This window comes from Burkholderia sp. BCC0398, assembly GCF_902833245.1.
Classification (GTDB): Bacteria; Pseudomonadota; Gammaproteobacteria; order Burkholderiales; family Burkholderiaceae; genus Burkholderia; species Burkholderia sola.
The window spans coordinates 173715-197274 of the sequence record NZ_CADFEM010000003.1; the positions used below are offsets into that span (position 1 = coordinate 173715).

Consider the following 23560-nt stretch of genomic DNA (forward strand, 5'->3'; position numbering starts at 1 on the left):
TGGCGAACCGGATCATCGAAGTGAAGACGGATGGCACGCTGTTCGACTTCGGCGGGAATTACGAGGAGTTCCTGACGAGTCAGGGGCAGGAGTAAGTGTCCTGAGGTTTCCTCCGGTCGTGAGTCGAGCTTAAGCATCACCACACGGAGCGAGCCGCCAGAAGCGCTGCAGGCCCGCATCGACAGCAATGTCGATGCGGGCTTTTTCATTTCCCCGCGGCCAAACCCCGCCACGCGGCGCTTTCCAGTTTCCTCCGCGTAATCGACTTCAGGTAAATTACCCACCCAACGCCCCCATCATTCCCCATTTCACCCCGGAGCCGCCCTCGATGCAGGACCATCCTCTCCCGCTCGACCTGTCCGGCCTTGCGCCCAGCCTGTACGCGCAGGGCGCCGAGGAGGGCATCCTGTCGCGCCTGATGGAGCGCCTCACACCGACCAACCGCTTCTGCGTCGATATCGGCGCAAGCGACGGCCTGCGCAACAGCAACACCGCGCGGTTGCTGCGCGAACAGGATTGGGCCGGCGTACTCGTGGAAGGCAGCGCATACCGGTTCGGCAAGCTTGCCGCCCACTACGCGGGCGCGGAGCGCGTCCGCCTGCACCACGATCGCGTGCAGCCCGATACGGTCGATCAACTGCTCGCCGATGCGAACGTACCGACCGACTTCGATCTGCTGTCGATCGACATCGACGGCAACGATTACTGGGTGTGGCGCGGCCTGCAAGCGTTCCAGCCGCGCATCGTCGTGATCGAATACAACCCGTACTACACGCCGCCCGAGCGCTGGGTCATGTGCTTCAATCCGGACCACGAATGGGACGGCTCGACCTATTACGGCGCGAGCCTCGAATCGCTCGTGCACCTCGGCCGCCAGAAAGGCTATGAACTCGTCTGCTGCGACGACATGGGCAACAACGCGTTCTTCGTGCGACACGACCTGTACCCGCTGCTCGGCATCGCGAACAACGATCCGTCGGTGTTGTTCCGGCCGGCGATGTACAAGCTGCGCTACGTCGGACACAACACGTTCCTGACCGGTCATCCGTATCGGCACGGGCCGGCCGAGCACATCTGAATGGATTCGCTCGCCGTCACCTTCGACGAGATTCGCGATGCCTATGGGCTCGGTCGCGGCGGCCCGCCGACGCAGGTCAGCGAGCGGGTGTGGCATCTGCCGACCAGCAGCGGCGCGGGCGTGGCGGTCAAACGCTATGCGCCCGAACACCATGCGCGCGCACTCAAGGAAACCGCCGTCCTCGCGCATCTCGAAACGCACGGCGATACTCGCTTCCACGTGCAGACGCTGAAGCGCACGACGTCCGGCGAATCGCTTTGGTCGGGACAACATTCCCATGCGATGCTGACGCGCTGGGAAGCCGGGCAATTCAAAACCTACGATACGTTTTCGCCACCCGAATGGGATGTGCTCGGCGCGAGCCTGGCCGCGTTGCACCTGAGTCTCGAACAATTGCCTCTGCCGTCGCTCGATACGATCCGCGCGCGGCTGACCGCGATCGACGCGGATGCGGTGCGCCGCAGCCTGCTGGACGCGCTCGATCGAGCCGATGCGAACGCCGCCGACGCCACGAACCTGCGCCGCTACGTCGATCTCGCGCTACGCATGCTCGACCGCTACTATCCGGGCAGCGTCGATGCGTTCCCGGCCGATGATCCGCAGCACCCGATCCACAACGACTACAACCAGTTCAACTATCTGTTCACGGGCACGCTGCCGCCGTTGATCGTCGACTGGGAAGCGTCGATCGGCGCGCCGCGCGAATACGAACTGGTGCGCTGCCTGAATCATTTGCCGCTGGAGGCACCGCACCTCGCGCAAGCGTTCGTGCGTGCGTACCTGCGCGTGCGGCCGGCAAACCCGGCGTACATCGCGTGGGCGGTCGATGCCGCATGCGTGCAGCACGCGCTCAAGCTGTGGATCGTACAAGGCTGGCTCGACGATCCGTCGCGCTTCGCGTCGCACCTGAACGGCGCGATGACGATGGCGTCCGCGATGGTGGACGCGCGCGACCGTCTGATCGATTTCTTTTCCCGTTGCGTGGAAGCAGGAAGCTGATGTGAGTGCGAATCCGAACGAGACCCCGAATCCGTCCCGAGCCGGCGAGCGGCAGCATGTGTTTCCGCCGCCGCTGGATCGCGATTACCGCGTCGAGGACGGGCGCGTCCAGACCCGTTCGCTGGAAGCACATATCGTCGATCACTGCAACCTGACCTGTGCGGAATGCTGCTCGCTGTCGCCGCTGCTGCCCGAGTGGTACGCGAGTCCCGAATCGATCGAAGCCGATCTGCGCAAGGCCGCGAAGGTGTTGCGCCCGCGCATGTTCAAGCTGGTCGGCGGCGAACCGTTGCTGCATCCGGCGCTCGTCGAACTCGTCGAGCGCGTGCGTGGCACCGGCATCGCGCCCGTGATCTCGGTCACGACGAACGGCCTGAAGCTCGGCGAGATGCCCGACGCGTTCTGGCAGGCAGTGGATGCGCTGACGATCTCGCGCTATCCGAAACCCGCGCTTTCCGCCGACCTGATCGCGCATGTCGAGCATCAGGCCGCGCGCTTCGACGTGCGGCTGAACTGGAAGGTGCAGAACGTGTTCACGACGATGAACCGTGCGCGGCCCGGCACGGATCGCGATGAAGCCCGACGCCTGTATCACGATTGCTGGATCCGCGAGCGCTGCCATATGATTCGCGACGGCATGTTCTACACGTGCACGCGTCCTGCGCATTTCCATACGCTGTACAAGGGCGAGAAGGATTTTCAGGTCGACGGCCTGGCACTGCGCGACGACGCGGGCATGCTCGACGCGATGCTTGCCTATCTGCAACGCGAGACGCCGCTCGAAGCCTGCCTGCATTGCCAGGGCGGCAGCGCGCCGGTGGCGCCGCATCGCATCCTGAAACGCATTGAAGTGAACACCTTGAAGGCTCGTTATCCATGATCGTCGGCACGCGCGACCCGTTCGGTTTCGATCGTCTGCACTACCATCCGCGCAGCGGCGTGTCGGCGTCCGGCATCCGCGCGGTATTGCGGGCGTCGGGGCAACCGGCCGGCGCACCGGACACGGCCGCCATCGCGGGCTACCTGAGCGGCGAGCGCCTCATCGGCCGTACCGTGCTGCGCGACGTGCTCGCGGTGCCGCCCGGTCATGCATTGATCCGGTCGCCGCAAGGGTTGACGGTACAGCCGGCGCCCGAGCGGCCGCAGCCAGCCGATCTCGACACCGCGCTGCGCGCGTCGCTGCACCGCGCGCTCGACAGCGGCAAGCGCGTCGCGCTGGCGCTGAGCGGCGGGCTCGATTCGGCGCTGCTGCTCGCGTTGCTGCGCGAACTCGGCGCGCTGCGGCACGTGACGGCCTACATCCTCGCGACCGACATGCCCGATTACTGCGAACGCGACGCGGCGCTCGAACTCGCCGCGCAGATGCAGGCGAACGTGAAGATCGTGCGCGCGAACGAGGCCGATTTCATCGCGGCGCTGCCGAGGACGACGCACGCGGTCGAGGAGCCGATGTTCAACCTGCATCCGGTCGCGAAGCTGCTGCTGGCCGATGCGATGGCGGCGGACGGCGTCGAGGTGGCGATTACCGGCGACGGCGCGGACCAGGTGTTGCGCCGCGACCGGTCGGCCAACTATCTGCCGCTGTGCCATGCGTTGTTCGACGCCGCGTCGGTCGATCTGCATCCGCCGTTCATCGACGCCGCCGTCGTCGCGCATCTGACGAGCATCGCGCCCGACCCGGACAAGCAGTGCCTGCGCGATCTCGGCGCGCGCCTGAACCTGCCGGAGCGTCTCGTGCACGGCCCGAAGCGCGGGCGGCTCGCGCCGGCGATGAATCTGGCGCCGCTGCTCGATCGCGACCGCACGCATGCGCTGGCCGACACGCTCGGCCTTGCCACGCCCACTTTGCAGACGGATACCGAACGCGTGCTGTGGACGACGCTGACACTGATCCTCGATCATCTCGGTCGCCTTCATCCCGATGCCGCGCATCGCCCAACCTGAGCCGCTCATGAAACGCATCCTGTTCTGCGTGGTGCCCGAGAAGGGCCACGTCAATCCGTGCATCGGCCCGGCCCAGCATTTGCGCGCGGCCGGCTGCGACGTCGCGTTCTATGCGCCGGCCGACATCAGCGCACAGCTCGACGGCGCTGGCGACTTCGCGTTCGTCGGGCCGCGCGAGACGCCCGAGCGCCACGACCTGTCGCGCGGCGCGAGCTTCGCCGCGAACATTCGCGACGCCGACTGGCTGCGGCACTGGATCCGCACGCTGCTGATCGATCTGGCGCCCGCGCAGGTGGACGGCATCCGCGCGGTGCTGCGCGACTGGCGGCCCGACGTGGTCGTGATCGACCCGCTGCTCTACGCCTCGGCGATTGCCGCCGAGCTGGAAGGGCTGCCGTGGGTGTCGATGTCCAATTCGCTGAATCCGGTGCTGCCGGACGATCTCGATTCGGAACTGCTGCGGACGGTGCGATGGCTCGAGCCGGAACGCACGCGCCTGTTCGCGCGCTACGGCCTCGACGCGCGCTTTCGCGGTTGCGACGTGCTGTCGCCGCACCTGACGCTCGCGTTCACGACCGACGCGCTGGTCGGCGAGCCGCCGCCGGGCGTCGAGCTGGTCGGCCCCGCGATGCCGTCGGGCCCGCGCGGGGACGAGACGGCGTTTCCGTGGGAACGCCTCGACCCGGATCGTCCGCTCGTCTACATGTCGCTCGGCAGCCAGCTTTACTACCACCCGGAGGTGTTCGCGAAGGTCATCGACGCGACGCGCGCGAGCGCCGCGCAACTGGTGCTGTCGGTCGGCGAACTGGTCGATTCGGATCTGCTGCCGGCCGGCGACGAACGCGTGATCGCGGTGCGTTACGCACCGCAACTGGCGCTGCTGCGGCGCACGCATGCGTTCGTCAGCCACGGCGGCGCGAATTCGGTGATGGAGTCGCTCGCGTGCGGCGTGCCGATGCTGCTGTCGCCGTTCTGCAACGACCAGTTCCATTCGGCGCACTTCGTCGAGCGGGCCGGCGCGGGTTGCGTGCTCGATCTGCGGCAGGCCGGTATCGCGGCCATTACCGGCGCGCTCGAACGCCTGTTGCGTGCGGGATCGTTGCGCGAACAGGCGGCGCGGATCCGCGACAGCTATGCCGCGTGCGACGGCTCCGCGCAAGCGGCCCGCCTGGTCAGCGCACTCGCTTCAGGAAGCCGCCTGGCGACAGCGTCATGAGGACGCGGTCCTCGATGTCGTGGTCGATGTCGAACCGGTCGTCGCGCGCGAGAAATTCGCGTGTGGCGGTGGCCGGGTTGTTGCCGCGGCCGTACGGCTTGCCGTCGAACATCGACTCGGGCAGGTACTCCATGATGGTGTCCATCACGATTGCGTAGCTGCCGGGCGTCACGAACGGCGCATAGCATTCGAGTTCGCGCAGCACGTGCGCGTGCGTATGCGTGAGATCGAGGATCGCCATCACGCGCGCGCCGTCGTGGATCTGCGCCCGCACCGAGGCGAGCGTGTCGGCCGCGCACGATTCGCCTTCGATCAGCATCATGCGATGGGCGAGCCGGTGAGATTGCAGGCGCTGGCGAACCTCGTCGCGCAGGCGCGGTTCGATCGCGACGACGCGGCCCTCGGTGCCCGCCAGTTCCAGCATCGACGCGGTGAACACCACGCCGCCGCCTGCCGCGATGCCGGTCTGGACGATGCAGTCGGGGCGCTCGCGCCAGATCAGTTCCTGGAGCGCGAGCATGTCGCCGGGTAGATGGAAGAAGCGTTCGCCGAGCCAGCGGGTCTGGAACAGATGGCCGAATTCGCCGGCGCGCGTCAGCCATTCGATGTTGATGTCCCGCATGCGGGCCGAAGGACGCTCTGACATGGTCGATGCAACGAGTAGGAGTGACGTGAAAACGCTGGAGTGGTGGCTACACCGGTACTGGGACATCGGCCCGGCGCGCCTGCACGCGCTGGCGTCGGGCCATACTAACAAAACCTATCTCGTCGAGTGCGATGCGGGGCGGACGGTGTTGCGCGTGTCGTGGGCCGGGAAGCCGGTCGCGCAGATGCGGCGCGAGGCGTCGATACTCGCGCGTCTTGGCGAGGCGCGCATGGCGTCGACGCTGCCCGCGCTGCCGCGGCTGCGGCCGACCGTCGACGCGCAAACCGGCGTGCAGACGCCCGACGGAAGCTGGTTGCATCTGTTCGAGCATATCGACGGCCGTCCCGGCCTGCCGGACGACCTGCACGCGGGAGCGATCGATGCGATGCGCACGCTCGCGCATCTGCATACGGCGCTGGCCGCGATCCCCGCGAGCGAAGCGACGCCGCTCGCATGGCTGTCCGCACGTCATGCACGCGTGGCGGCGCGCGCGATGCCGTCGCTGCCGGCCGACTTGCACGACGACTACGACACGGTGATCCGGCGCATCGGCACGCATCTCGACGCGGCGGCGGCGTGGCTCACGGGGCCCGTGCAGTGGCTGCACGGCGACTATCACGCGGGCAACCTGCTGTATGTGGGCAACGCGGTGAACGGCGTGCTCGATTTCGACGATGTGGGGCAGGGTGCGCAATGGCTCGAGGCGGCCTTCGCGTCGTTCGCGCTGTCGCGCGATGCGGGCCGGGACGACGGCTTTGTATTCGACCGCGGGCGATGGACGGCCTGCTTGCACACTTATATGGCGACGCGGCCGGATGCGGCGCCCGATTGGCTGCGCGACAACCACGACACGCTGACGACGCTGTTCTGCGCGGACCAGTCGCTGATCCATCTCGAAGCCGCGCAGCGCGGCCTATGGATGCCGGGGCCCGGCATCGGGTTCCTCGGCGGCTGGCGCCAGTTGCTGGACGGCGCGGCGCCCGCGGGCTAGCCGGCAGGCGCGTCAGCGCTGCCGGTTCAGGAACAGCCGCACGGCTTCGACCGTGTTGGGCCGCGCGTCGCCGTGCCGCGATCCGTCGTGCAGGCAGAACAGTACGTCGCGATGCTGCGCCGTGCACGCGTCGACATGCGCGCACATCGCGTCGAACAGCGCTTGCGACGAGGGCGCCGGCCGTTGCCAGTCGTCCAGTATCGCGGTCCAGCTCGTGTGTTCGCGTTGCAGGCGCGCGAGCACGGCGGCGCGATCGTCGTGCGGCATCAACCCGTACGGCAGCCGCAGCGGGATCGCGTGCGGCGCGGCAACGCCGGCGCGGCGATACACATCGCGAATCAGCGCATCGGTCATGTCGATTTCGTCGATCAGTGCGGCGTCCGCGAGCGCGCCCGGCTTCGCGTGCGAATAGGTGTGATTGCCGAGCCGGTGGCCTTCGCGCGCGATGCTCGTTGCGACGCCGAGCGCGCCCGCCAGATGCTTGCCGAGCACGAAGAAGGTCGCCGTGCACGACGCATCGCGCAGCACGTCGAGCAGCGCGGGCGTCGAGGGCCCGGGGCCGTCGTCGAAACTGAAATGAATGGATATCATCGGTTGCCCGGGCCGCTCACTGAACTGGCTCGATGGCCAGCGGGCACGTGCCGACCGGACGCAGCCGGGTGCCGGTCCATTCGTAGAAGAATCGGGCCGCTTTCGCATTGCCGTCGCCGCAATCGTCGTTGAAGCAGCCGGCGACGATCAGCAGCCTGCTGCCGGCACGGAAGTCGACGCGCTCGTCGTCGTTGCCCATCACGCCCGAGACGGCCGTCACGCCGGGCATCGTGTACGTCGCGCCCGTGTCCTTGTCGACGATCGCGAAATTTCGGCAATCCGTTCCGCAACCCCAGATCGCGACGCGGTAGTGACCGGCAAAGTTGGCCGGTTGCGCGAACGCGTCACGAATAACGGTGCGATAGAGGCGCGCTTCGTGGCTGGTGAGCCGAGGCGCGGCAGCCGGTTTGCGCGGCGCGCGGGCGGCGGCGGCCGGTGCCGGGTAACGGTCGAACGCAGGCGATGCACAGGCCGCGGCCGCCGTGGCTGCGGGCGCAGCACCGGTGGCGCCGGCCGTCAGTGCGGCCGATGCGCCGGCGATCAGCAGAAGTCGATGGGCGAGCGCCACGCGAGTGTCTTTCATGGTCGAGATCGAGGTCGGGCCGCGGCGGCCGAATGGCCGGCGGCGACGATTGTATGACGCTTCGCGCGTGCGGGCGCCGGGGCAGCGCGCATGCACCGTACCCCGACAATCGTTCCGGCCGTGACGGTCGTCACGGCGAAAGGGCGTCGCGCCCGGCGACACCGCGACTCGCGCACCGGGCGGCGCCGGCGCCGCTCAATCCGCCAGCCGCTTGTCGGCGAGCGCCTTGCAGCAGTCCTCGTACACCCACTGCACGAGTTTGGCCCGATAGTCGAGATCGTCGGTATCGACGATTTCCTCGACCGCGTCGCGCGCCCACGACGCGTCGACGAAGCCCGCATGCCGCTTCGCGATGTCCTGCGCGAGCGCCGCGAGCCGGGCGACCGAGAGCCAGTCGGCCTGGCGGTGATGGCGGTCGAGCCAGCGGTGCGCGGCCTGGACCTGGAACGCGGCGTCCGGCCAGGATTCGTTCAGGTAAAACGCGCCGAGGTTGCCGCAGGTGAGCCAGCAAAGCAGCTCCAGGCGGTCTTGCGAGCCGAGGGTATGGGATGCGTCGGACATGGCAGCGCTCACGAAGTGCGTCGATTCCGGGCGGCGCCGGCCGCAACGGGCCGATGCCGATATTAAAAACATAGCACGATGCGGGCCCGGCCGCGCACCCGGGCGGATGCCGACGTGACGGCGGCCCGAAGCGTGCGGCGCCTGCCGTGCGCGGCGCGCGGCGGAGCACCGGCGCTAGGGCGCGCCGGTCCTTTCGAATGGCTGTCATTCGTCACACCAGCCACCGAAACGCTCGCTAGAATGGCGGCTTCCCTGGAGGCGGAACACGATGAAAATCTACGACCAGTTCTACATCGACGGCGCGTGGCGCAAACCGGCCGGCGCCGGCACGATCGACGTGATCGATTCGGGCACCGAAGCCGTGATCGGCCGGATTCCCGAGGGCGTCGCGTCCGACGCGCAGGACGCGATCCGCGCGGCGCGCGCGGCCTTCGACGCGTGGGCGGCCACGCCGGCCGCGACGCGCGCGGGCTACTTGCGCAAGATCGTCGAGCATCTGCAGGCACGCAGCGAGGAACTCGCGCAGTCGATCACCGGCGAAGTCGGCATGCCGATCAAGCTGTCGCGCGCAATCCAGGTCGGCGGCCCGGTCTACAACTGGAAGGCGTACGCGAAGCTCGCCGAATCGTTCGAATTCGAGGCGCGGGTCGGCAATTCGCTGGTGGTGCGCGAGCCGGTCGGCGTCGTCGCGGCGATCACGCCGTGGAACTATCCGCTCAACCAGATCACGCTGAAGGTCGCGCCGGCGCTCGCGGCCGGCTGCACGGTGGTGCTGAAGCCGTCTGAAGTCGCGCCGCTCAACGCGTTCATGCTCGCCGAAGCGATCCACGAAGCCGGGCTGCCGGCCGGCGTGTTCAACCTCGTGTGCGGGTATGGCCCGGTCGTCGGCGAGGTGCTGGTCACCGATCCGGACGTCGACATGGTGTCGTTCACCGGCTCGACGCGCGCGGGCAAGCGCGTGGCCGAGCTGGCGGCCGCGGGCGTCAAGCGCGTCGCGCTGGAGCTGGGCGGCAAGTCGGCGTCGGTGATCCTCGACGATGCCGATTTCGCGACGGCGGTGAAGGGCACGGTCAACGCGTGCTACCTGAACGCGGGCCAGACCTGCTCCGCGCATACGCGGATGCTGGTGCCGGAAGCCCGCTACGACGAAGCGCGCGAGATCGCGAAGGCCGCGGCCGAAACGTACGTCGCGGGCGACCCTCGGCAGGAGACGACGCGCCTCGGCGCGCTGGCGTCGGCCGCGCAGCAGCAGCGCGTGCAGGCGTACATCCAGCGAGGCATCGACGAAGGCGCGGAACTCGTGACGGGCGGCACCGGTTTGCCGGAAGGGCTCGCGAAGGGCTTCTTCGTGAAACCGACCGTGTTTGGCCGCGTCGATCCGAAAGCGACGATCGCGCAGGAAGAGATCTTCGGGCCGGTGCTGTCGATCATCACGTATCGCGACGAAGACGAGGCCGTGCGGATCGCGAACGATTCGCCGTACGGGCTCGGCGGCGCGGTGTGGGCCGGCAGCGACGAACGCGCGATGCGCGTCGCACGCCGCATCCGCACGGGGCAGGTCGACATCAACGGCGGCACGTGGAACGCCGCCGCGCCGTTCGGCGGCTTCAAGCAGTCGGGGCATGGCCGCGAGAACGGCGTGTACGGGCTCGAGGAATACCTCGAATACAAGTCGATGCAGCTGAGGCCGGCGAAGCCGGCCTGAGCGTTTCATCCCGCATGACCGCGCAACGGCACGCTCGCGTGCCGTTTTTTATTGACGGCCGTCAAGGTGCGCGGCGGTGGATCGTCGATCATCGCGATTTCGATGTTCCGACGAGGTTTCAGATGACCGTACGCACTTCCTTTCCGCCGCTGACGATCCGCGGTCGCACCTTGCTGCCCGTCGTGCAGGGCGGCATGGGCGTCGGCATCTCCGCGCACCGGCTGGCGGGCAGCGTCGCGCGCGAAGGCGCGGTCGGCACGATCGCGAGCATCGACCTGCGCCACCATCATGCGGACCTGCTCGCGCGTTGCCGCGCGCACCCCGATCGCGCGACGCTCGAGGCGGCGAACCTCGACGCGCTCGCGCGCGAGATCCGTCTCGCGAAGACGTACAGCGAAGGGCGCGGGATGATCGCGGTCAACGTGATGAAGGCGGTGAGCGCGCATGCGGACTACGTGCGGGTCGCGTGCGACGAGGGCGCGGACGCGATCGTGATGGGCGCGGGCCTGCCGCTCGATCTGCCCGATCTCACGCAAGGGCACGACATCGCGCTGATTCCGATCCTGTCGGACAGCCGCGGGATCGCGCTGGTGCTGAAGAAGTGGATGAAGAAGGGGCGGCTGCCCGATGCGATCGTGATCGAGCATCCGGCGCACGCGGGCGGCCACCTCGGCGTCACGCAGATCGACGACATGCACGATGCGCGCTTCGATTTCGCGCGCGTGCTCGACGAGACCGCGCAGGTGATGGCGTCGCTCGGCCTCGCGCGCGATACGATCCCGCTGATCGTGGCCGGCGGGATCAACAGTCACGACACGGTGCGCGCGGCGCTCGCGGCCGGCGCGAACGGTGTGCAGGTGGGCACGCCGTTCGCGGTGACGGAAGAAGGCGACGCGCACCCGAACTTCAAGCGTGTGCTGGCCGATGCGCTGCCCGACGACATCGTCGAATTCGTCAGCGTGACGGGGCTGCCGGCACGCGCGGTGAAGACGCCGTGGCTCGATCGTTACCTGCGCAACGAGACGCGCATTCGCAACAAGCTCGGCGCGTTCAAGCAGCGCTGCCCGACCGCGCTCGAATGCCTGAGCGTATGCGGGCTGCGCGACGGCATCGAGAAATTCGGCCACTTCTGCATCGACACGCGGCTTGCGGCCGCGCTGCGCGGCGACGTCTCGAACGGGCTGTTCTTCCGCGGCCGCGAAGCATTGCCGTTCGGCCGCGCGATCCGCAGCGTGCGCGATCTGCTCGACCTGCTGCTGACAGGCAGTGCGACCGAGCCTGCGGCAAACCGTCCCACGTTTACGCTGGCTTGACCAATATCAAGATGACGAAAAGACCCTACAGGGAGAATGGAAACCATTCTTTGGGGGTCCGTACCATGCATAAAACGATTCGAACATGTGTCACCGCAGCCGCCGTCGCGGCCAGCCTCGTCGCGATGCCGTCGCTGTCGCACGCGGCGTCGCCGGGCGACGGCATCAATCAGGGTGACGTACTGGTCCGGCTGCGCGCGATCAGCATCCAGCCGAACGAGCGCGCGAGCGACACGCTCGGCGCGATCAACACCGGCGTGAACAACGCGATCGTGCCCGAGCTCGACTTCACGTACATGATCCGCGACTACCTCGGCGTCGAGCTGATCCTCGGCACGTCGCGGCATCAAATGACGTCGAGCCTCGGCAATCTCGGCGGCGTGGGCGTGCTGCCGCCGACGCTGCTGCTGCAGTATCACTTCAACCATGCGGGCAAGGTGCGTCCGTACGTCGGCGCCGGGTTGAACTACACGTACTTCTACAACAACGGGCTCAACGTCGGCGGCGAGGGCGTGTCGATCAACAAGAGCAGCTTCGGTCCGGCACTGCAGTTCGGCGTGGACGTGCAGTTGACGAAGAAGGTGTTCATGAACGTCGACGTGAAGAAGATCTGGATGAGCACCGATGCGACGCTCGGCGACAAGGGCATCGGCACGCTGCACATCGATCCGCTGATCGTCGGCATCGGCGTCGGGATGAAGTTCTAGACCCGACGCGCTCGCGCGAAAGGAACAGAGTTGGGGTTGGCGGCATGGCGGTCGGCATGCCGCTCTTTTTTTGTGCAGTGGATTTACAGCTTGTCGTACTGGAAACGCATCGCGGTGCCTTCGCGCGTGATGCGCTCCCACACCGCGCGCTTTTCGTCGTCGCTCAGGAACACCCAGTTCGACACTTCGGCGGCCGTGCGGCCGCAGCCCTTGCAGACTTCGTCGAAGAGCGTCGAGCACACGCCGATGCAGGGGCTGTCGGGGAGGTCGTGAAGATTGGAGGCCATCGGGAGGGTTCGCGCAGTTGAATCGTCAGCCGCCATTTTAATGCATCGCGACGGCCCGGCCGGCCGCCGGCGCCGGGCGCACGCGCCCGCCATCCGAACGCCGCTTCGCCGCTGCCCGTTTTTCCCGGTGGACAGCCGCCGATTACCCGATAGAATTCCCCCGGAACGCCCCGCCGCACGGGCGGTTCGACCGACCGGCGGCGGGAATCTGTTCCGTTTGCGCGACACCGGCATGATTTTTTTGTGACGGGGCGCGAATGATGGTAGTTTTCGGGGTTTTCGAGGGGCGGCGCGCCAGAATGCGCCGCCATGACGAGGCAGACGGCAGCCGGGCAACGCGTCCGGCCGAAGGGAGAACGGGATGAAAGCAAAGGTAGTGGGCCGGTTCGCAGCGCTCGCGCTGTGCGTGGGGGCGTCGGCGGCAGCGGCGAAGGATACGCAGCTCAATGTCTATAACTGGTCGGACTACATTGCGAAGGACACGATCCCGAACTTCGAGAAGCAGGCGGGCGTCAAGGTTCGCTACGACAACTACGACAGCGACGACACGCTGCAGGCGAAGCTGCTGACCGGCAGCTCGGGCTACGACATCGTCGTGCCCACCAGCAACTACGCGGGCAAGCAGATCGCCGCCGGCATCTTCGCGCCGCTCGACAAGTCGAAGCTGCCGAACCTCAAGTACCTCGATCCGCAACTGATGGCGCTCGTCGCCGGCGCGGACCCGGGCAACAAGTATTCGGTGCCCTGGGCATATGGCACGACCGGCCTCGCATACAACCTGACGAAGGCGCAGCAGGCGCTCGGCAAGGTACCGCTCGACAACTGGGACATCCTGTTCAAGCCGGAAAACCTCGCGAAGCTGAAGACCTGCGGCGTGTCGGTGCTCGACGCACCCGACCAGATGTTCGCGGCGACGCTGCACTACATCGGCAAGGACCCGATGAGCACGAACCCGGCCGACTACAAGGCCGCGATGGACGTGCTGAAGAAGATCCGTCCGTACATCACGCAATTCAACTCGTCGGGCTACATCAACGACCTGGTCGGCGGCGACATCTGCTTCGCGTTCGGCTGGTCGGGCGACGTCGTGATCGCGAAGCATCGTGCGATCGAGGCGAAGAAGCCGTACAAGGTCGAGTACTACATTCCGAAGGGCGGCGCGCCGGTGTGGTTCGACGTGATGGCGATCCCGAAGGATGCGAAGAACAAGGAAGCCGCGCTGCAGTGGATCAACTACATCGAGGATCCGAAGGTGCATGCGGCGATCACGAACGCGGTGTACTACCCGAGCGCGAACGCCGAGGCACGCAAGTACGTGCGGCCCGACGTCGCGAACGACCCGGCCGTGTATCCGCCGGCCGACGTCGTGAAGACGCTGTTCCTGCTCAAGCCGCTGCCGCCTGAAATCCAGCGTCTGCAGACGCGTCTGTGGACCGAGCTGAAGTCGGGCCGCTGACGCGAGCCGAAGTGAACCCGCAGTCATGAAGCCCCTGGTGCCCCCGGGGGCTTTGTTCGTCTAACGCAGGAGAGAAGCAGCACATCATGAATAGCCAGTCGGGCGCGCCGGTCGCGGGCGCGCCGTTCTCCGTTTCCTCCTCCGGCGCCGATGCGCGCGCCGAGAACTTTGTCCAGATCGTCGACGTCGTCAAGAAATTCGGCGACACCGAAGCCGTGCGCAGCGTCAACCTGACCGTGCGCCAGGGCGAGCTGTTCGCGCTGCTCGGCAGCTCGGGCTGCGGCAAGTCGACGTTGCTGCGGATGCTCGCGGGCCTCGAGACGGTCACGTCGGGCAAGATCCTGATCGACGGCGAGGACCTCGCGCAGATGCCGCCGTACAAGCGGCCCGTGAACATGATGTTCCAGTCGTATGCGCTGTTCCCGCACATGTCGGTCGAGTCGAACGTCGCGTTCGGGCTGAAGCAGGAAGGCACGCCGAAGGCCGAGCTGAAGGCGCGCGTCGCGTCCGCGCTCGAACTCGTGCAGATGGGCAAGTATGCGAAGCGCAAGCCGCATCAACTTTCCGGCGGCCAGCAGCAGCGCGTTGCGCTTGCGCGTTCGCTGGTCAAGCGCCCGAAGCTGCTGCTGCTCGACGAGCCGATGTCCGCGCTCGACAAGCAGATCCGCCAGCGTACGCAGATCGAGCTCGTCAACATCCTGAACAAGGTCGGCGTCACCTGCATCATGGTCACGCACGATCAGGAAGAGGCGATGACGATGGCGAACCGCCTCGCGGTGATGAGCGAAGGGCAGATCGTGCAGATCGGCTCGCCGAACGAAGTGTACGAATACCCGAACAGCCGCTTCTCGGCCGAATTCATCGGCTCGACGAACCTGTTCGACGGCGTGACGGTCGAGGACGAACCCGATCACGTGTACATCGAATCGCCGGAACTGCCGAGCCGGCTGTACGTGAGCCACGGGATCTCGGGCCCGCTCGGGATGCCGGTCACGGTGTCGGTGCGCCCCGAGCGGATCGCGCTCACGCGCAAGCCGCCCGAAGGTGCGTTCAACTGGGCGCGCGGCCGGATCAGCAACGTCGCGTACATGGGCGGCTATTCGCTGTATCACGTGAAGCTCGACGGGGGCAAGACGGTGATCGCGAACGTGTCGAGCCTCGCGATTTCCGAACTCGACACGCCGGTGCTCGCCGACGAGATCTACGTGCGCTGGAGCGCGACCGCCGGCGTGGTGCTGACGTCATGAACGCGTTCAAGTCCCTGCTCGAGTGGCCGGTGCGGCGCTTCAACCTGACGGGCGCCACGGCGGTCGTGGCCGGGCCGTTCACGTGGCTCGTGCTGTTCTTCCTCGTGCCGTTCGTGCTGGTCGTGAAGATCAGCTTCGCGGAGCTGCAGCTCGGCATCCCGCCGTATACGGAGCTCGCGTCGTACGCCGACGGCGTCGTGCACGTCGCGCTGAACCTGTCGCACTACGCGTTCCTGTTCACGGACAGCCTGTATTTCGCGACCTACGTGAACTCGGTGTGGGTCGCCGCGATCACGACGCTGCTGTGTTTGCTGCTCGGCTATCCGATGGCGTATTACATCGCGCGCTCGAACCCGGCCACCCGCAACCTGCTGATGATGGGCGTGATGCTGCCGTTCTGGACGTCGTTCCTGATCCGCGTGTATGCCTGGATCGGGATCCTGAAGAACAACGGGCTCCTGAACAACTTCCTGATGTGGATCGGGCTCACGCATACGCCGATCGAGCTGTACCGCACGAACTATGCGGTGTACATCGGGATGGTGTATTCGTACCTGCCGTTCCTCGTGATGCCGCTCTACGCGCACCTCGTGAAGATGGACCTGCGCCTGCTCGAAGCCGCGTACGACCTCGGCGCGAAGCCGTGGAAGGCGTTCGTGCAGATCACGCTGCCGCTGTCGAAGAACGGGATCATCGCGGGCTGCCTGCTGGTGTTCATCCCGGCGGTCGGCGAGTACGTGATTCCGGAGCTGCTCGGCGGCGCGAATACGCTGATGATCGGCCGCGTGATGTGGAACGAGTTCTTCAACAACGCGGACTGGCCGATGGCGTCTGCCGTGACCTGCGCGATGGTGCTGCTGCTGCTCGTGCCGATGGCGATGTTCCAGCACTTCCAGGCGAAGGAACAGGGAGGCCGTCGATGAAGCCGAATCGCTACCTGCAGTTCGCGGCGTTGTTCGTCGGCTTCGCGTTCCTGTACATCCCGATCATCAGCCTGATCGTCTATTCGTTCAACGAGTCGAAGCTCGTCACCGTGTGGTCGGGTTTCTCGTTCCGCTGGTATGAGGCGCTCGTCGAGGACGACGAGTTGCTGACGGCCGCGTGGCTGTCGCTGAAGATCGGCGTGCTGACCGCGTTCGCGTCGGTGTTCATCGGCACGTGGGCCGGCTTCGTGCTCGCGCGGATGGGCCGCTTTCGCGGCTTCGCGCTGTTCAGCGGGATGATCAACGCGCCGCTCGTGATCCCCGAGGTGATCCAGGGGATCTCGCTGCTGCTGCTGTTCATCGAGCTCGCGAAGTGGATCGGCTGGCCGGCCGAGCGCGGCGTGTTCACGATCTGGCTCGGCCACGTGATGCTGTGCATCTCGTACGTCGCGATCATCGTGCAGTCGCGCGTGCGCGAGCTGAATCCGTCGCTGGAAGAAGCCGCGCTCGATCTCGGCGCGACGCCGCTGAAGGTGTTCTTCACGATTACGCTGCCGCTGATCTCGCAGGCGCTGATCGCGGGCTGGCTGCTGTCGTTCACGCTGTCGATCGACGACCTCGTGCTGTCGGCGTTCCTGTCGGGCCCCGGCTCGACGACGCTGCCGCTCGTCGTGTTCTCGCGCGTGCGCCTCGGGCTGAACCCGGAGATGAACGCGCTCGCGACGCTGTTCATCATCGCGGTGACGGCCGGCGTCGTGATCGCGAACGTCGTGATGCTGCGTCAGGAACGCAAGCGGATGGCGGGGTTTGCGGCCTGATACGGCGGTTGTGGCCTTCAAGAAAAACGCCCGGTGCCGACGACGAGTCGGCCCGGGCGTTTTGTTTGGCGGCGCGTAACGATCGCCGGCCCATCGCCGGCGTTTATGCGCCGAGCGCCGCCTTCGCCAGCAATCCCAGCGCGACGCAGACGAGCACGGCCGCGAACCCGGCCTGCACGTGCCGCGCGGCGAGGTGGCGCGACGCGCCGCGGCCGGCGGCCATGCCGAGCGCGGTCGCGACGCTGAACCACAGCGTCACGTCGAGCGGCGCGCGCGTGCCCGACACGAGCGTCGCGAACACGCCGCCGGTACCGACCAGCGCGATCACCATCAGCGACGTCGCGACCACCCCATGCATCGACACGTTCGTGAACTTGCGCAGCATCGGCACGATCACGAAGCCGCCGCCGACACCGAGCAATCCCGTCATCAAGCCCGTGACCGCGCCGGTCGACGCCAGCGCGATGCCCACGGGCCACGACCACACGAGCCGGCCCGTATCGGGATTCACGCGGCCGACGCACAGCGGCGACGCGTCCGCGTCGGTCGCCTGCCGCCGCAGCGCCTGTCGTAGCAGGCGGCTGGCGACGACCAGCATCGTCAGCGCGAACAACGTGAGCAGCAGGCGCTGCGGCAGTACGTGCGCGAGTCGCACGCCGAGCGTGGTCAGCGGCACGCCGGCCACGGCCATCAGCAGCGCCGCGCGATAGCGCACGAGCCCGCGGCGGAAGCCTTCGAGCGCGCCGAGCGCGGCGCTGCCGGCCACTGCGACGAGCGCAACGGGCGTCGCTTGCTGCATCGGCCAGCTCATCCCGACGACGAGGGCCGGCACCGCGAGAATGCCGCCGCCGGCGCCGGTCAGGCCCAGCACGGCACCGACGAAGCCGCCGAGTACGAGGGAAATCAGCATGACGTCATCGCGCTCCGGTCAACGGGCGATCGCGGGCTTCGCGAGCCATTCGCGGCCCTTGAGCATCGCCTTCCAGTAGAGCGGCGGCAGCACGCGTTCCTTCAGCAGCCACGCGAGCCGCGATGGCCGTTTGCCGTCGATCAGCCACGCGGGGAAGGTCGGCGCGACCTTGCCGCCGTACAGGAATTCGGCGAGCACGATCTTGCCGCGCTCGACGGTGAGCGGGCACGAACCGTAGCCGTCGTACGCGGCGTCGCCCTGTGCGCGGCCGAGCGACGCGAGCAGGTTGTGCGCGACGACGGGCGCCTGCTTGCGGGCGGCCGCGGCCGTTTTCGCATTGGTCGTGTTGGTGACGTCGCCGAGCGCGTAGATGTCCGGAAACTGCTTGTGGCGCAGCGTCGCCGGATCGACGTCGATCCAGCCGGCCGCGTCGGCGAGCGGGCTCGCGCGTACGAAATCGGGGGCCTTCTGCGGCGGCACGACGTGGATCATGTCGAACGAACGCTCGACGGTTTCCCTGCCGCCTTCCGGCAGCGCGCGCGAGAACGTCGCACGGCGCGCGGGCCCGTCGATCGCGACGAGGTTGTGGCCGAACGACAGCGCGATGTCATAGCTTTTCACGTACTCCATCAGCGCGGGCACGTAATCGGCGACGCCGAACAGCGCGCCGCCCGCATTCAGGAATTCGACGTTCGCGGCGTCGAGGCGCCCCGTGCGCCGCCAGTGATCGCACGACAGGTACATCGCCTTTTGCGGCGCGCCCGCGCACTTGATCGGCATCGGCGGCTGTGTGAAGAGCGCGTGGCCGCCGCGGAACGCGCGCACGAGCTCCCACGTGTACGGCGCGAGATCGTAGCGGTAGTTCGACGTGACGCCGTTGCGGCCGAGCGTGTCGGCGAGGCCGTCGATCGCATGCCAGTCGAGCTTGAGCCCCGGACACACGACGAGCCTGCGATAGCCGATGCGCCGGCAACCGTCGAGCACCACCACGTGCGCGTCGGGCTCGAAGCCGGCGACCGCGGCCTGGATCCGCTGCACGCCGCGCGGCAGTACGTCGGTCATCCTGCGCGCGGTCGTCTCGGGGCAGAACACGCCCGCGCCGACCATCGTCCAGCCGGGCTGGTAGTAGTGAACGTCGGCGGGATCGATCACCGCGATGTCGAGCGACGCGTCGCGCGCGAGCAGGCTCGACGCGACCGCGATGCCGGCCGCGCCCGCGCCGACGATCACGATGTCGTGTCGCGCGTCCACGGCCGGCGCGCTCTGGCGGCCGTCCTGCGCGATACGCGAGGCGAGCGCGCTCAGGTCGTAGCCGGCCGCGCCGGCGGTGGCGATGAGGTCGTCCAGCGGGCGCAGCCCCGCCTGCGACAGCGCCCACAGCGTGGCCGACCGCGTGCCGCTGCGGCAGTACGCGAGCACGGGCCCATTCAGCGACGCGACGAGCGCGCCGAACTGCGCGGCCTGGTCGTCGGTCACCTTGCCGGTATCGACCGGCAGGTAGTGCACGTCGATGCCGAGCGGCGCGGCGGCCGCGCGGATCTCGGTGACGGTCGGCTGGTCGGCGCCTTCGCCGTCGGGCCGGTTGCAGATGATCGCGCGAATGCCCGCTGCGTGAAGCGCGGGCAGGTCGGCCGCCGCGATCTGCGGCGAGACCGACAGCGTGTCGGTCAGCTTGCGGATGGTCATATTGGGGGGGCTCCGTTTGGGGGCGCGCGGCTCAGATCGCGTCGAGCGGGATCTTCAGGTAGCGCACGCCGTTGTTCTCGGGTTCGGGCAGGTGGCCGGCGCGCATGTTGACCTGCACCGACGGCAGCATCAGCACCGGCATGTCGAGCGTCGCGTCGCGCGCGGTGCGCATCGCGACGAAATCGTCCTCGCTCACGCCATCCCTCACGTGCACGTTCGCGCGGCGCTGCTCGGCGACGGTCGTCACGAACTGCACGTCGCGGCCGCCCGGCTGGTAGTCGTGGCACAGGTACAGGCGCGTGTCGGGCGGCAGCGCGAGCACGCGCATGATCGAGCGGTACAGCGTGCGCGCATCGCCGCCGGGGAAGTCACAGCGGGCCGTGCCGTAGTCGGGCATGAACAGCGTGTCGCCGACGAACGCCGCGCGCTGCGTCGCGTCGTCCACGCAGTAGGTCATGCACGCGGGCGTGTGGCCCGGCGTGTGCAGCGCGCGGATCGTCAGCGCGCCGAGTGCGAGCGTGTCGCCGTCGTCGACGAGCCGGTCGAACTGGCGGCCGTCTTCCGCGAAGCCGGGGCCTGCGTTAAACAGCGTGCCGAACACGTGCTGCACGCGGCGCACGTGCGAACCGATCGCAATCCGGCCGCCGACCTGCGCTTTGAGGTAGGGCGCGGCCGACAGGTGGTCGGCGTGCACGTGCGTCTCCAGCAGCCAGTGCACGGTCGCACCGAGTTCGGCGACGCGCGCGATCAGCCGGTCGGCGCTGGCGGTGCGCGTGCGGCCGGATTTCGGGTCGTAGTCGAGCACGCTGTCGATCAGCGCGCATGCGCGGCTTGTCGTATCGAGCAGGAGATAGCTGACGGTGTGGGTCGCCGGGTCGAAAAAGCCTTCGACCGACAGGGCGGGGGCGTTGCTCACGGGGTGTCCTCGATCGGGTGCTGCATCTGCAATCGCGGTCTTTATCTCAAGAAGCATGCCAACCTGCGGCGCGGTACCGGCCGATGTGGCAGGGGCTTGATTCGGCTCGGGTTTTCGGGACGTCGGCGGCCCTGTGGAGATGTCAACGACATCCGGTGGCGGACGAGAACTGCCACATCTGGCAGTGTCGTGGCAGAATTGGCAGTCAGCCCGGCAGTCCATCCGGGCGCCCCTTCGCCGAGCGAGCCGCCGCATGAATCCGCACGACACCATTCCGATCGTCCCCTCCGCGCGTCACGACGCGATGCCCGACGTACGCGCGCTCGTCGCGTATCTCGAGCAGGACCCGCAGCCGATGATCGTCGTCGACCCCGACTACCGGATCCTCGCGGCGAACGATGCGTACCGGCGCCAGTTCGGCGTGGCCGGCGTCGAGCATGTGGGCCGGCACTGTTTCCAGGTGTCGCATCACTACAACGTGCCGTGCGACCAGGCCGGCGAGCATTGCCCGATGAAGCAGGCGCTCGAATCGCGCGGGCTCAACCGCGTGCTGCACATCCATCACACGCCGCGCGGCCCCGAGCATGTCGACGTCGAACTGCGGCCGATCTTCGACGCGGACGGCAACGTGATCGCGTACGTCGAGCGGCTGACGACGGTGCGCAGCGCGTCCGCGCAGCCGAGCGCGGAAGGGCTCGTCGGCGGCTCGGACGCGTTCAACGCGGCGCTCGGCGCGCTGCAGCGCGTGGCGCCGTCGACGCTGCCGGTACTGCTGCTCGGCGAATCGGGCACCGGCAAGGAGCTGTTCGCCCGCGCGCTGCACGAGGCGAGCGATCGCGCGATGGGGCCGTTCGTCGTCGTCGATTGCTCGGGGATCGCCGAGACGCTGTTCGAGAGCGAACTGTTCGGCTACGAGAAAGGCGCGTTCACGGGCGCGAACCAGCGCAAGCCGGGCCTCGTCGAGACCGCGCAGGGCGGCACGCTGTTTCTCGACGAGATCGGCGACGTGCCGCTGCCGATGCAGGTGAAGCTGCTGCGGCTGATCGAATCGGGCACGTTCCGGCGCGTCGGCGGCGTCGAGGCGCTGCGCGCCGATTTCCGGCTCGTCGCGGCCACGCACAAGCCGCTGCGCGAGATGATCGACGACGGCCGGTTCCGGCAGGATCTTTACTACCGGATCAACGCGTTTCCGATTCCGCTGCCGGCGCTGCGCGAACGGCAGGGCGACGTCGCGCTGCTGGCCGAATCGATCCTGCGGCGGATCGCGAACGCGCGCGGCAACGCGGGCGACGCGAATGCGCGACCGTTCACGCTGACCGAGCGTGCGCGCGCGTGCCTCGATGCGTATGCGTGGCCCGGCAACATCCGCGAGCTGCGCAACGTGCTCGAACGCGCGTGCCTGTTCGCGGACGACGGGACGATCCGCGTCGAACATCTGCCGGCCGAGCTCGTCGTGGCCGCGGCGGCGCCGCATGCGCAGGCGGCGGATGCGGGCGGCGTGTCGGATGCGGAGCTCGTCCGGATCGCGCGCGCGTTCGACGGCACGCGCAAGGCGCTCGCCGCGCAGCTCGGCTTGAGCGAACGGACGCTGTACCGCCGGATGAAGGCGCTCGGGCTCGGCACGCGCGAGCGCTGAACGGGCGTGGTGCGTGCCGCTGGCAGCGGCACACGGCTTTGTCGATAATGGCGCGTTCGATTCCGGCTCTCTCCATCTCCGATGAAAAGGCATGTTCTTTCGAGTTGTCTGTTGCTCACAGTCGCAGCGCTGGCCAGCCAGGCGCACGCCGCCGATTACACGTGGACCGATGCGGCCGGCGCGCACGCGGTGACGCTCGCCAGAACCGCGTCCGGCGACGACGTCGAACTCAAGGTGTCCGCGACGCTCGACGGCCGCCCCGACTGGGCAGTGCGCGACTACGTGAAGGCATGCCCGGTCGACGTGATTCTCGACGTCGTGCCGAAGTCGATCGAAATGCGCGACCTGCTCGGCAACGGCCGCAAGCAGTTCCTGTTCGCGTACAAGATCGGTTGCCGCGGCGACGTGAGCGCCGATCAGGTCAAGTACTTCCTGATCGACGCAGGGACGAAATACGTGCTTCGTGGCGAGGAGATCGTCACGGTCAACGGCAAGTTCGTCGACGGGGGCGCGGCGCCCGTGCCGAACGCAGACCTGAAGGCGCAGCCCGCGTTTCTGCGCTATATGACGAAGCATTGGCGCGGGATCAGCATGCGCAACGACTAGGGCGTGAACACGCCCTAGGCGGATGCCCGGCCGTTGCGTGCGGTACGGGCGGGTCGATACGGGTTGAGCCTGCCACGCAATAAAAAATCACAACAAGACGACAATTAATTATCGTTTTACGATAATTATCGACGTACAATCGACGCTCGTTCAATCGTCGTCGAGGAGACGCCATGCATTCCGATCGCATTGCCCGTATCAGCCAGCAGATGGCCACCGTCACGCTGGGGTTCATCGTCTGCATGCTGGTGCTCAACGCTGCGTGCTGGCTGTTTCCGTCGCTGAGCGCAGCCTCGGGGCCCGGCTTCGTATTCGGCCTCACGGATTCGGTACTCACCAACCTGCACGTGGACGTTGCCGCGTTCCCGTGGTGGCAGAAGGCGGTCGGCATCCTGCTGTCGAGCGTGCCGCTCGTCGCGCTCGCGAATGGCCTGCGGCATCTGCGCGCGCTGTTCCGCACGTATGCGCGGCGCGACTATTTCTCCGCACAGGCGGCCGGCCATCTCGGCAAGACGGGGCGGGCGATCGGCCTGTGGGTGCTGCTGAGCCTGCTGTGCGAGCCGCTGCTGAGCGTGTGGGCGACGCTGCGCGAACCGGTCGGCCATCGGGTGGTCAGCCTCGGCTTCACCATGCCGTACGTGGTCGCGTTGTTCACCGCGGCCTGCATCGCGATCATCGCGCACATTCTCCGGCAGGCGAGCGAGCTCGATGCCGAGCATCGGCAGTTCGTCTGAGGCGCGC

General features: G+C 67.6%; 24 protein-coding genes. 16 read left to right on the forward strand and 8 right to left on the reverse strand.

Annotated elements, in window-relative coordinates:
* The first annotated feature begins 328 nt into the window (after positions 1–328).
* Genes HWX76_RS07470 through HWX76_RS07490 form a run of 5 tightly spaced genes read left to right on the forward strand, consistent with a single transcriptional unit; the run spans position 329 to position 5237 of the window.
* The gene (locus HWX76_RS07470) at positions 329–1078 is read left to right on the forward strand and encodes an FkbM family methyltransferase (protein ID WP_050015530.1); all 750 of its coding nucleotides are present in this window, start codon (positions 329–331) and stop codon (positions 1076–1078) included.
* Complete coding sequence (locus tag HWX76_RS07475) at positions 1079–2077, forward strand: phosphotransferase (RefSeq protein WP_176015640.1); 999 nt, start codon at positions 1079–1081, stop codon at positions 2075–2077.
* 1 nt (position 2078) lies between these two features.
* Positions 2079–2957: a 4Fe-4S cluster-binding domain-containing protein gene (locus tag HWX76_RS07480; protein ID WP_176015641.1), complete on the forward strand. Its 879-nt coding sequence runs from the start codon at positions 2079–2081 to the stop codon at positions 2955–2957.
* Complete coding sequence (locus HWX76_RS07485) at positions 2954–4021, forward strand: asparagine synthase-related protein (protein ID WP_176015642.1); 1068 nt, start codon at positions 2954–2956, stop codon at positions 4019–4021. The genes HWX76_RS07480 and HWX76_RS07485 overlap by 4 nt, the downstream gene beginning before the upstream one ends.
* Before the next feature lie 7 nt (positions 4022–4028).
* The gene (locus tag HWX76_RS07490) at positions 4029–5237 is read left to right on the forward strand and encodes a glycosyltransferase (protein ID WP_176015643.1); all 1209 of its coding nucleotides are present in this window, start codon (positions 4029–4031) and stop codon (positions 5235–5237) included.
* Here the strand turns inward: HWX76_RS07490 and HWX76_RS07495 are convergent.
* A complete protein-coding gene (locus HWX76_RS07495; RefSeq protein ID WP_176015644.1) occupies positions 5194–5883 on the reverse strand; it encodes a CmcI family methyltransferase in 690 nt (229 codons plus the stop codon). The genes HWX76_RS07490 and HWX76_RS07495 overlap by 44 nt on opposite strands.
* A gap of 25 nt (positions 5884–5908) precedes the next feature.
* Here HWX76_RS07495 and HWX76_RS07500 point away from each other — a divergent pair, with 25 nt between their 5' ends.
* The gene (locus tag HWX76_RS07500; protein ID WP_176015645.1) at positions 5909–6874 is read left to right on the forward strand and encodes a phosphotransferase; all 966 of its coding nucleotides are present in this window, start codon (positions 5909–5911) and stop codon (positions 6872–6874) included.
* Between the two features lie 12 nt (positions 6875–6886).
* On the opposite strand, the gene HWX76_RS07505 is transcribed toward HWX76_RS07500, so the two are convergent.
* From HWX76_RS07505 to HWX76_RS07515, 3 genes are all read right to left on the reverse strand, one after another.
* Complete coding sequence (locus HWX76_RS07505) at positions 6887–7465, reverse strand: polysaccharide deacetylase family protein (protein WP_176015646.1); 579 nt, start codon at positions 7463–7465, stop codon at positions 6887–6889.
* 16 nt (positions 7466–7481) lie between these two features.
* Positions 7482–8033, reverse strand: coding sequence for a hypothetical protein (locus HWX76_RS07510; RefSeq protein ID WP_050015518.1), 552 nt, complete (start codon positions 8031–8033; stop codon positions 7482–7484).
* A gap of 210 nt (positions 8034–8243) precedes the next feature.
* Positions 8244–8609 carry a hypothetical protein gene (locus HWX76_RS07515; protein WP_006488152.1) on the reverse strand — a complete coding sequence of 122 codons (366 nt, stop codon included), beginning with the start codon at positions 8607–8609 and terminating at the stop codon, positions 8244–8246.
* A 268-nt stretch (positions 8610–8877) separates the two neighbouring features.
* Here HWX76_RS07515 and HWX76_RS07520 point away from each other — a divergent pair, with 268 nt between their 5' ends.
* From HWX76_RS07520 to HWX76_RS07530, 3 genes are all read left to right on the forward strand, one after another.
* The gene (locus HWX76_RS07520; RefSeq protein ID WP_050015516.1) at positions 8878–10314 is read left to right on the forward strand and encodes an aldehyde dehydrogenase family protein; all 1437 of its coding nucleotides are present in this window, start codon (positions 8878–8880) and stop codon (positions 10312–10314) included.
* A gap of 122 nt (positions 10315–10436) precedes the next feature.
* Positions 10437–11627 carry a nitronate monooxygenase family protein gene (locus tag HWX76_RS07525; RefSeq protein ID WP_050015568.1) on the forward strand — a complete coding sequence of 397 codons (1191 nt, stop codon included), beginning with the start codon at positions 10437–10439 and terminating at the stop codon, positions 11625–11627.
* Between the two features lie 65 nt (positions 11628–11692).
* On the forward strand, positions 11693–12334 hold the full coding sequence (locus tag HWX76_RS07530) for an OmpW family outer membrane protein (protein ID WP_050015514.1): 642 nt from the start codon (positions 11693–11695) through the stop codon (positions 12332–12334).
* An 83-nt stretch (positions 12335–12417) separates the two neighbouring features.
* Here the strand turns inward: HWX76_RS07530 and HWX76_RS07535 are convergent, their stop codons facing one another.
* A complete protein-coding gene (locus HWX76_RS07535; RefSeq protein ID WP_006493160.1) occupies positions 12418–12621 on the reverse strand; it encodes a DUF1289 domain-containing protein in 204 nt (67 codons plus the stop codon).
* A 361-nt stretch (positions 12622–12982) separates the two neighbouring features.
* Here HWX76_RS07535 and HWX76_RS07540 point away from each other — a divergent pair, with 361 nt between their 5' ends.
* From HWX76_RS07540 to HWX76_RS07555, 4 genes are all read left to right on the forward strand, one after another.
* Complete coding sequence (locus tag HWX76_RS07540; RefSeq protein ID WP_050015511.1) at positions 12983–14077, forward strand: polyamine ABC transporter substrate-binding protein; 1095 nt, start codon at positions 12983–12985, stop codon at positions 14075–14077.
* An 86-nt stretch (positions 14078–14163) separates the two neighbouring features.
* Entirely contained in the window at positions 14164–15324 is a 1161-nt protein-coding gene (gene potA / locus HWX76_RS07545) for a polyamine ABC transporter ATP-binding protein (RefSeq protein WP_050015509.1), read from the forward strand.
* Entirely contained in the window at positions 15321–16247 is a 927-nt protein-coding gene (locus HWX76_RS07550; RefSeq protein ID WP_050015507.1) for an ABC transporter permease subunit, read from the forward strand. The genes potA and HWX76_RS07550 overlap by 4 nt, the downstream gene beginning before the upstream one ends.
* Positions 16244–17065 carry an ABC transporter permease subunit gene (locus tag HWX76_RS07555; RefSeq protein ID WP_050015506.1) on the forward strand — a complete coding sequence of 274 codons (822 nt, stop codon included), beginning with the start codon at positions 16244–16246 and terminating at the stop codon, positions 17063–17065. Before HWX76_RS07550 ends, HWX76_RS07555 begins: the two co-directional genes overlap by 4 nt.
* Positions 17066–17168: 103 nt before the next feature.
* Here the strand turns inward: HWX76_RS07555 and HWX76_RS07560 are convergent, their stop codons facing one another.
* From HWX76_RS07560 to HWX76_RS07570, 3 genes are read right to left on the reverse strand one after another with little or no spacing between them, the layout of a single operon-like run.
* Positions 17169–17975, reverse strand: a complete 807-nt coding sequence (locus tag HWX76_RS07560) for a sulfite exporter TauE/SafE family protein (protein ID WP_050015504.1) — start codon at positions 17973–17975, stop codon at positions 17169–17171.
* Positions 17976–17993: 18 nt separating this feature from the next.
* Positions 17994–19661 carry a bifunctional protein tyrosine phosphatase family protein/NAD(P)/FAD-dependent oxidoreductase gene (locus HWX76_RS07565; RefSeq protein WP_176015647.1) on the reverse strand — a complete coding sequence of 556 codons (1668 nt, stop codon included), beginning with the start codon at positions 19659–19661 and terminating at the stop codon, positions 17994–17996.
* A 31-nt stretch (positions 19662–19692) separates the two neighbouring features.
* Positions 19693–20577 (reverse strand): MBL fold metallo-hydrolase, encoded by an 885-nt coding sequence (locus HWX76_RS07570; protein ID WP_124593071.1) that lies wholly within the window; start codon positions 20575–20577, stop codon positions 19693–19695.
* Between the two features lie 253 nt (positions 20578–20830).
* Between HWX76_RS07570 and HWX76_RS07575 the strand changes: the two genes are divergently transcribed.
* From HWX76_RS07575 to HWX76_RS07585, 3 genes are all read left to right on the forward strand, one after another.
* Positions 20831–22213: a sigma 54-interacting transcriptional regulator gene (locus HWX76_RS07575; RefSeq protein WP_050015499.1), complete on the forward strand. Its 1383-nt coding sequence runs from the start codon at positions 20831–20833 to the stop codon at positions 22211–22213.
* An 81-nt stretch (positions 22214–22294) separates the two neighbouring features.
* On the forward strand, positions 22295–22819 hold the full coding sequence (locus HWX76_RS07580) for a hypothetical protein (protein ID WP_089488465.1): 525 nt from the start codon (positions 22295–22297) through the stop codon (positions 22817–22819).
* Positions 22820–22992: 173 nt separating this feature from the next.
* Entirely contained in the window at positions 22993–23553 is a 561-nt protein-coding gene (locus tag HWX76_RS07585; protein ID WP_050015496.1) for a DUF2975 domain-containing protein, read from the forward strand.
* Positions 23554–23560 lie beyond the last annotated feature (7 nt).

Coding starts and splice junctions, on each gene's coding strand:
- HWX76_RS07530 (WP_050015514.1), top strand. CDS start 11,693: ATGCATAAAACGATTCGAACATGTGTCACCGCAGCCGCCGTCGCGGCC.
- HWX76_RS07475 (WP_176015640.1), top strand. CDS start 1,079: ATGGATTCGCTCGCCGTCACCTTCGACGAGATTCGCGATGCCTATGGG.
- HWX76_RS07540 (WP_050015511.1), top strand. CDS start 12,983: ATGAAAGCAAAGGTAGTGGGCCGGTTCGCAGCGCTCGCGCTGTGCGTG.
- HWX76_RS07490 (WP_176015643.1), top strand. CDS start 4,029: ATGAAACGCATCCTGTTCTGCGTGGTGCCCGAGAAGGGCCACGTCAAT.
- HWX76_RS07515 (WP_006488152.1), bottom strand. CDS start 8,609: ATGTCCGACGCATCCCATACCCTCGGCTCGCAAGACCGCCTGGAGCTG.
- HWX76_RS07560 (WP_050015504.1), bottom strand. CDS start 17,975: ATGCTGATTTCCCTCGTACTCGGCGGCTTCGTCGGTGCCGTGCTGGGC.
- HWX76_RS07575 (WP_050015499.1), top strand. CDS start 20,831: ATGAATCCGCACGACACCATTCCGATCGTCCCCTCCGCGCGTCACGAC.
- HWX76_RS07550 (WP_050015507.1), top strand. CDS start 15,321: ATGAACGCGTTCAAGTCCCTGCTCGAGTGGCCGGTGCGGCGCTTCAAC.
- HWX76_RS07525 (WP_050015568.1), top strand. CDS start 10,437: ATGACCGTACGCACTTCCTTTCCGCCGCTGACGATCCGCGGTCGCACC.
- HWX76_RS07585 (WP_050015496.1), top strand. CDS start 22,993: ATGCATTCCGATCGCATTGCCCGTATCAGCCAGCAGATGGCCACCGTC.
- HWX76_RS07485 (WP_176015642.1), top strand. CDS start 2,954: ATGATCGTCGGCACGCGCGACCCGTTCGGTTTCGATCGTCTGCACTAC.
- HWX76_RS07565 (WP_176015647.1), bottom strand. CDS start 19,661: ATGACCATCCGCAAGCTGACCGACACGCTGTCGGTCTCGCCGCAGATC.
- HWX76_RS07535 (WP_006493160.1), bottom strand. CDS start 12,621: ATGGCCTCCAATCTTCACGACCTCCCCGACAGCCCCTGCATCGGCGTG.
- HWX76_RS07470 (WP_050015530.1), top strand. CDS start 329: ATGCAGGACCATCCTCTCCCGCTCGACCTGTCCGGCCTTGCGCCCAGC.
- HWX76_RS07495 (WP_176015644.1), bottom strand. CDS start 5,883: ATGTCAGAGCGTCCTTCGGCCCGCATGCGGGACATCAACATCGAATGG.
- HWX76_RS07520 (WP_050015516.1), top strand. CDS start 8,878: ATGAAAATCTACGACCAGTTCTACATCGACGGCGCGTGGCGCAAACCG.
- potA (WP_050015509.1), top strand. CDS start 14,164: ATGAATAGCCAGTCGGGCGCGCCGGTCGCGGGCGCGCCGTTCTCCGTT.
- HWX76_RS07505 (WP_176015646.1), bottom strand. CDS start 7,465: ATGATATCCATTCATTTCAGTTTCGACGACGGCCCCGGGCCCTCGACG.
- HWX76_RS07580 (WP_089488465.1), top strand. CDS start 22,295: ATGAAAAGGCATGTTCTTTCGAGTTGTCTGTTGCTCACAGTCGCAGCG.
- HWX76_RS07555 (WP_050015506.1), top strand. CDS start 16,244: ATGAAGCCGAATCGCTACCTGCAGTTCGCGGCGTTGTTCGTCGGCTTC.